Origin of the sequence: Caulobacter sp. 17J65-9 (genome assembly GCF_010975005.1) — a bacterium.
Taxonomy (GTDB): domain Bacteria; phylum Pseudomonadota; class Alphaproteobacteria; order Caulobacterales; family Caulobacteraceae; genus 17J80-11.
This window is the reverse complement of record NZ_JAAIVC010000027.1, coordinates 25,384-31,631: the sequence shown is the minus strand read 5'-3', so window position 1 is coordinate 31,631 and position 6,248 is coordinate 25,384. Positions and strand designations below refer to the sequence as shown.

Annotated in this window: 4 protein-coding genes; 2 read left to right on the top strand and 2 right to left on the bottom strand. The window is 70.0% G+C overall.

The annotated features are described in order from the left end of the window. On the bottom strand, positions 1 to 1,127 hold a 1,127-nt coding region (locus tag G3573_RS06920), incomplete at its 3' end, for an SDR family oxidoreductase (RefSeq protein WP_163260351.1). A gap of 209 nt (positions 1,128 to 1,336) precedes the next feature. Here G3573_RS06920 and G3573_RS06915 point away from each other — a divergent pair. After that, positions 1,337 to 2,257, top strand: a complete 921-nt coding sequence (locus tag G3573_RS06915) for an Hsp33 family molecular chaperone (protein ID WP_346427351.1) — start codon at positions 1,337 to 1,339, stop codon at positions 2,255 to 2,257. 213 nt (positions 2,258 to 2,470) lie between these two features. After that, positions 2,471 to 2,950 carry a mismatch-specific DNA-glycosylase gene (locus G3573_RS06910; protein WP_163260350.1) on the top strand — a complete coding sequence of 160 codons (480 nt, stop codon included), beginning with the start codon at positions 2,471 to 2,473 and terminating at the stop codon, positions 2,948 to 2,950. 148 nt (positions 2,951 to 3,098) lie between these two features. Here the strand turns inward: G3573_RS06910 and putA are convergent, their stop codons facing one another. Then, the gene (gene putA, locus G3573_RS06905; protein WP_163260354.1) at positions 3,099 to 6,209 is read right to left on the bottom strand and encodes a bifunctional proline dehydrogenase/L-glutamate gamma-semialdehyde dehydrogenase PutA; all 3,111 of its coding nucleotides are present in this window, start codon (positions 6,207 to 6,209) and stop codon (positions 3,099 to 3,101) included. Between the last annotated feature and the right edge of the window lie 39 nt (positions 6,210 to 6,248).

Sequence of the window (6,248 nt, the reverse complement as noted above, 5' to 3'; positions counted from 1 at the left end):
GTCTGGGCGCGGTCGGACAGCCGGCGGCCCAGGTCGGCCGCGTGTGAGCCCAGGTCCGCGGCGTGCGACTTCAGCCAGCGCGTCTCGGCGCGCTGCTCGCGACGCTCGGCGCGCACCTTGGCGGCCAGGGCCACGCCGCCGGCGGCGACGCCGAGGCCCAGCGCCGTGCCGACGATGGTGAAGGGGTGCATCTCCGCCCAGGTGAACAGGCTGCGCCGGCGCACCCGGCCGTAGTTGGAGTGCTCGAGCAGGTCGCGGCCCGGCTGGTGCAGGGCGTCGTCCGTGCGACGGCGGGTGGCGTGCTTGTCGCGGTGCAGGCCCGGCATCATGCGGGCGAACAGCGGCTCGGCCACGCTGGGCATGGCGTTGTAGAAGCCGGCCAGGGCGCGCCCGCCGCCGCCGACGGTCAGTTCACGGACCTTGTGCTCGGCGCAGTGCAGGATGGCCTCGGCCACCGCTTCCGCCGAATAGACCGGCGAGGGCGTGCGCACCGGCGCGTCGGTCAGGTTCTTGCCGTGGTCCTTGTAGGGGGTGTCGACCGACGAGGGCTTGATCAGGGTCACCGCCACCGGCGCGTTCTCGTGCATGAGGTCCATGCGCAGCGCGTTGGTGAAGCCCTTCACCGCGTGCTCGGCCGCCGAATAGACGCCCTGCACCGGCATGGGCGCGTCGCCCAGCACCGAGCCGACGTTGATCACCGCGCCGCCGACCGGGCGCATGCGCAGATGCTCGACCGCCGCCAGCGAGCCGTGCACCACGCCCCAGTAGTTGGTGTCGAACAGCCGGCGCTGGTCCTCCAGCGTGGTTTCGCGGATCGGGCCGAAGATCGTTACCCCGGCGTCGTTGATCCAGGTGTCCCAGCCGCCGAACTCGGCGCGGCACTTCTCGGCGGCGGCCCGCACCTGGGCCTCGTCGCCGACGTCGGCGACGGCCAGGCCGGCGCGCCCGCCGCGCGCCTTGATCTCGTCCACCAGGGTGCGCAGCGCCGCCTCGTTGCGGGCGATCAGGAACACGGCCGCGCCGCGGCTGGCGGCTTCGCGGGCGGTGGCCAGGCCGATGCCGGAGGTGGCCCCGGTGATGACCACGACCTGCTCGTGCAGCGGCTTGAGCTTCAGTCTCCCGGGCATGGCGATACGCTCCCTCGATAACGGACGTCCGGGCTCAACCCTTCGCGGCCGAAGGGGTTCCGGGCGTCCGGGAGGTCTGCGCCGCCCGGTCGCGCCGTCGACGGACTTTTCCGAGAGCGGCATTCTTCCTATTTGGTCCGGCAACCGCCGCGCGCGACGCGGCGCTCCCAATATCGGCGACGTCCGCGCCGCCCGCTGAAGGTTTCTCCGTGACCGAAACGCATAACTCCGCCGACGACCTCGTCGCCGCGTTCCAGATCGAAGGCTGGCCCGTCCGGGGCCGCATCGTGCGCCTGGGCCCGGTGATCGACGACATCCTCTCGCGCCACGCCTATCCCGAGCCGGTCGCCAACCTGCTGGGCGAGGCCTGCGCGCTGGCCGCCCTGGTCGGCTCCAGCCTGAAGTTCGAGGGCAAGCTGATCGTCCAGGCCCAGGGCGACGGCCCGGTCTCCTACGTGGTGGTCGACTACGACACCTCCGGAGGCCTGCGCGGCTACTGCAGCTTCGACCCCGAGCGGGTCGAAGAGGTCAGCCACGGCTTCGCGCGGCCCGGGGCCAAGACCCTGCTGGGCAAGGGCGTGTTCGTCATGACCGTCGACCAGGGCCCGAACATGGACCGCTACCAGGGCGTCACCCCGATCGAGGGCGAGACCCTGGCCCTGTCGGCCGAGCACTACTTCGCCCAGTCCGAGCAGGTGCCGACCCGCGTGCGCCTGGCCGTCGGCCAGCTGCAGACCGCCGAGGGCACGTCCTGGCGGGCCGGCGGCATGGCCATCCAGTACATGGCCGGCGACGAGGCGCGCGGTTCGACCGACGACGCCTGGGAGCGCGAGCAGGTGCTGTTCGAGACGCTGGGCGAAGACGAGCTGATCGATCCGGAGATCGCGCCGGAACGGTTGCTGTACCGCCTGTTCCACGAGGACGGCGTGCGCCTGTTCACGCCCAAGCCGCTGCGCGCCTTCTGCCGCTGCTCGCGCGACCGGGTAGTGGGCATGCTGCGCTCGTTCGGCCAGGACGAGCGCGACTCGATGACCGAGGAGGACGGCCTGATCCGGGTGACGTGCGAGTACTGCTCGCGGGTCTACGAGGTCGCGCCGGAGACCGTGCCGGCCGGCGAAGGCGGCGGCTGACTCTTTCTCCTCCCCCGCGCAGCGGGGGAGGGGGACCACACGAAGTGTGGTGGAGGGGGCGAGCCGCGGGCCGCCCCCCTTTTTCATGCCTACCGACAAGATGAGAAGGAAAGCCGAGCATCGGCCGACGTCCCCGCCGCGGCAGGCCCCGTGGGGTGCCTGAAGCTGTGTTATCGTTGGGCGGTTACGAGGAAAACGGCCAAGGAGGCTGCCTTGAGAGATCTGCTGAGGGAGGGTTTGCAGATCGTGTTCTGCGGAACCGCCAAGGGCGCGAAGTCTGCGGCGACAGCTACGTTTTACGCCGACGGAACCAACAGGTTTTACAGGGTCCTGCACGAAGTCGGACTGACCGATCGCCAGATCCGGCCGGAAAACTTCAGTGACCTGCTTTCGTTTGGAATCGGGCTGACCGACCTAAATCAGATCGAGTCTGGAACGGACCGCCAGATTTCAATGGCGAATTGCGACATCTCCGGCTTCAGCGCCAAGATCGCCAAATTCAAGCCGAGAGCCGTCGCCTTCACCAGCAAGATGGCAGCAAAGATCTACTTCAACACGCGCCATATCCAGTGCGGACTGAGGCCTGAAACGCTTAGCGGTGCGAAGCTTATAGTCCTGCCGTCGACATCCGGGTTGAACGGGCATTGGAGCAAGGATCAGCATCACTGGCGAGATTTGCCGAGCATGCTCTGACCCTTCGGAAGAAGCTGAACCCCGACGCGACGGCTCATCGGACCTACAGATAAAAAAAGAGCGCCAGCCGGGTACCAGCTGACGCCCCCTCCACCACCTTCGGTGGTCCCCCTCCCCCGCGCCTCCGGCGCAGGGGAGGAGAAGGTGCTCAGAGATTCAGCAGCGCCGGGTCGCCGCCCTGGGCGGCGATGTTGACCGACACCGCGCGCTCCGAGGCGTAGCGCAGCAGGGCGTGCGGGCCGCCGGCCTTCGGGCCGGTGCCGGACAGGCCTTCGCCGCCGAACGGCTGGACGCCGACCACCGCGCCGATGATCGAGCGGTTGACGTAGACGTTGCCGGCCGGGACCAGGCGCTTCACCTCTTCGGCGAAGGCCTCGATGCGGCTGTGCACGCCGAGCGTCAGGCCGTAGCCGCGGGCGGCCAGCTTGCGGGCGACGTCCTCCAGGTCGGACGGATCGTAGCGGTAGACGTGCAGCACCGGGCCGAACACCTCGCGCTCGAGGAAGTCCGGGGTCGGGATCTCGGCGATCACCGGGCCGAAGAACACGCCCTGGTTGGAGAGCGCACCCGGATCCATCTGCTTGAGGATCTTGGCTTCCTTCTTCAGGCGCTCGACGTGGGCCTCGAGGTTGGCGCGGGCCTCCTCGTCGATCACCGGGCCGACGTCGGTCGAAGCCTCGGCCGGGTCGCCCATCACCAGGGCGTCCATGGCGCCCTTGAGGCCCTCGATCAGGCCGTCGGCCGAATCCTTGGGCACGTAAAGGATGCGCAGGGCCGAGCAGCGCTGACCCGCCGAACCGACCGCCGAGAGGATCACGTCGTCGATGACCTGCTCGCGCAGCGCCGTGGTGTCCACGAACATGCCGTTCAGGCCGCCGGTCTCGGCGATGAACGGCACGATCGGGCCGCGGCGGGCGGCTAGCGTCTGGTTGATCTTCCAGGCGGTGTCGGTGCCGCCGGTGAAGGCGACGCCGTCGATCTGGGCGTGGCCGGTCAGCATGGCGCCGACGGTCTCGCCGCGGCCCGGCAGCAGGGCCAGCAGCTTGGCGTCGAGGCCGGCCTTGAAGAACAGGCGCACGGCTTCGGCGGCGATCAGCGGGGTCTGCTCGGCCGGCTTGGCCAGCACGGCGTTGCCGGCGGCGAGCGCCGCGGCGATCTGGCCGGTGAAGATGGCCAGCGGGAAGTTCCACGGGCTGATGCAGACGAACACGCCGCGGCCGTGCAGTTCCAGGTGGTTGGTCTCGCCGACCGGGCCGGTCAGGGTCTCGGCCTTGGCGAACTGCTTCTCGGCCAGGGCGGCGTAGTAGCGGCAGAAGTCGGCCGCCTCGCGCACCTCGGCGACGCCGTCGTTCAGCGTCTTGCCGGCTTCGCGCGACAGCAGCGCCACCAGGCGCTCCATGTCGGCTTCCAGCGCGTCGCCCATGGCGCGCAGCACCACCGCGCGCTTCGGACCGCCCATGGCGTCCCAGCCGATCTGGGCGGCGTGGCCCAGGCGGATGGCGTCGGCGACGTCGCCTTCGGTGGCTTCAGAAACCTCGCCCAGCACGCGCGAGCGGTCGGAGGGGCTGGTCACCGGCTGGGGGCCGGCGCCCGGGCGCAGCTTGCCGCCCACGATCGGGCCGGCCTGGATGCGCTCGCCTTCGACGGCGGTCACGGCGCGGCCGATCGAGGCGCGCGCGTCGGCCTGGGAGAAGTCGAGGCCGAGCGAGTTCTTGCGGTCAGGTCCGTACATGTTTTCCGGGGTCGGGATCTTGGGGTGACGGTCGGGTTGGGCTTCGACGGCGGTGATCGGGTCGGCGACGACCTGGTCGGCCGGGACGCGATCGTCCAGCAGGGCGTGGACGAAGGAGGTGTTGGCGCCGTTCTCCAGCAGGCGGCGCACCAGGTAGGGCAGCAGGTCCTCGTGACCGCCCACCGGCGCGTAGGCGCGGATGGTGACGCCGCCGTAGCGGGTCTGGGCGGCGGCGTAGAGCGCCTCGCCCATGCCGTGCAGGCGCTGATGCTCGATCGCTACGCCCTTGGCCTGGGCCATGTGGCGCACGGCGGCCAGGGTGTGGGCGTTGTGGGTGGCGAACTGCGGGTAGAGGTTCGGCGCGGCGTCGATCAGCGCCTTGGCGCAGACCAGGTAGCTGAGATCGGTGGCCGGCTTGGTGGTGTAGACCGGATAGTCCGGACGGCCGGCGACCTGGGCCTTCTTGATCTCGCTGTCCCAGTAGGCGCCCTTCACCAGGCGCACCATCAGGCGGCGGCCGGACGAGCGCGACAGCTCGGCCAGGCGCTGGATCACTTCCAGGCCGCGCTTCTGGTAGGCCTGGACGACGACGCCGAGGCCGGTCCAGTCGCCCAGCTCCGGCTCGCGGACCAGGCGGTCGATCAGCTTCATCGACAGCACCAGACGGTCGGCCTCTTCGGCGTCGATGGCGTAGTTCAGGTCGTACTGCTTGGCGATCAGGGCCAGGCGCTTGATGCGGGGATAGAGCTCCTCCCACACCCGGGCCTCGTGCGTGGCCTCGTAGCGCGGGCAGAGCGCCGACAACTTCACCGAGACGCCGTGGCCGGTCTCCGGCCCCGTGCCGCCCTTGCTCTTGCCGACGGTCTCGATGGCCTTGGCGTAGAGCCCTTCGTAGCGCTCGGCGTCGGCCGCGGTGCGCGCGCCCTCGCCCAGCATGTCGAAGGAGCAGAGATAGCCTTCCTTCTTGGAGCGGTTCAGCGCGCTCTCGATGGTGCGGCCCAGCACGAACTGCTCGCCCATGATGCGCACGGCCGCGCCCACGGCTTCGCGGATCACCGGCTCGCCGATGCGGCCGGCCAGGCGGGCCAGGAAGCCGCCGAGGTCGTTCTTGGCCTGCTCGTCGACGTCGACGATCCGGCCGGTCAGCATCAGGCCCCAGGTCGAGGCGTTGACGAACAGGCTGTCGGACTTGCCCAGGTGCGAGGCCCAGTCGGCCGAGCCGATCTTCTCGGCGATCAGCTTGTCGCGGGTGCCTTCGTCGGGCGTGCGCAGCAGAGCTTCGGCCAGACACATCAGCGCCAGGCCCTCGCGGGTGCCCAGCGAGAACTGCTGCAGGAAGCTTTCGACCACGCCCTGGCGCTTGGTCTGCGAGCGAGCGCCGCGGACCAGGGCCTCGGCCTCGTCGCGCACGGCCTTGCGCTCTTCCGGCGTCAGGGGAACGCGCGCCAGCAGGTCACGGACCGCGTCGGTCTCGTTGCGGTACTTGCCCTGATCGAGGCTGTCCCAGGTGCTGGGCAGCGGCGCCATGTCGAGCGGCATCAGGCGAAACTCCTAAGTTCGGGCTCA

Bases quoted from the DNA above. Each gene is read 5' to 3' on its own strand.
- putA (WP_163260354.1), bottom strand. From the start codon at position 6,209: ATGGCGCCGCTGCCCAGCACCTGGGACAGCCTCGATCAGGGCAAGTAC.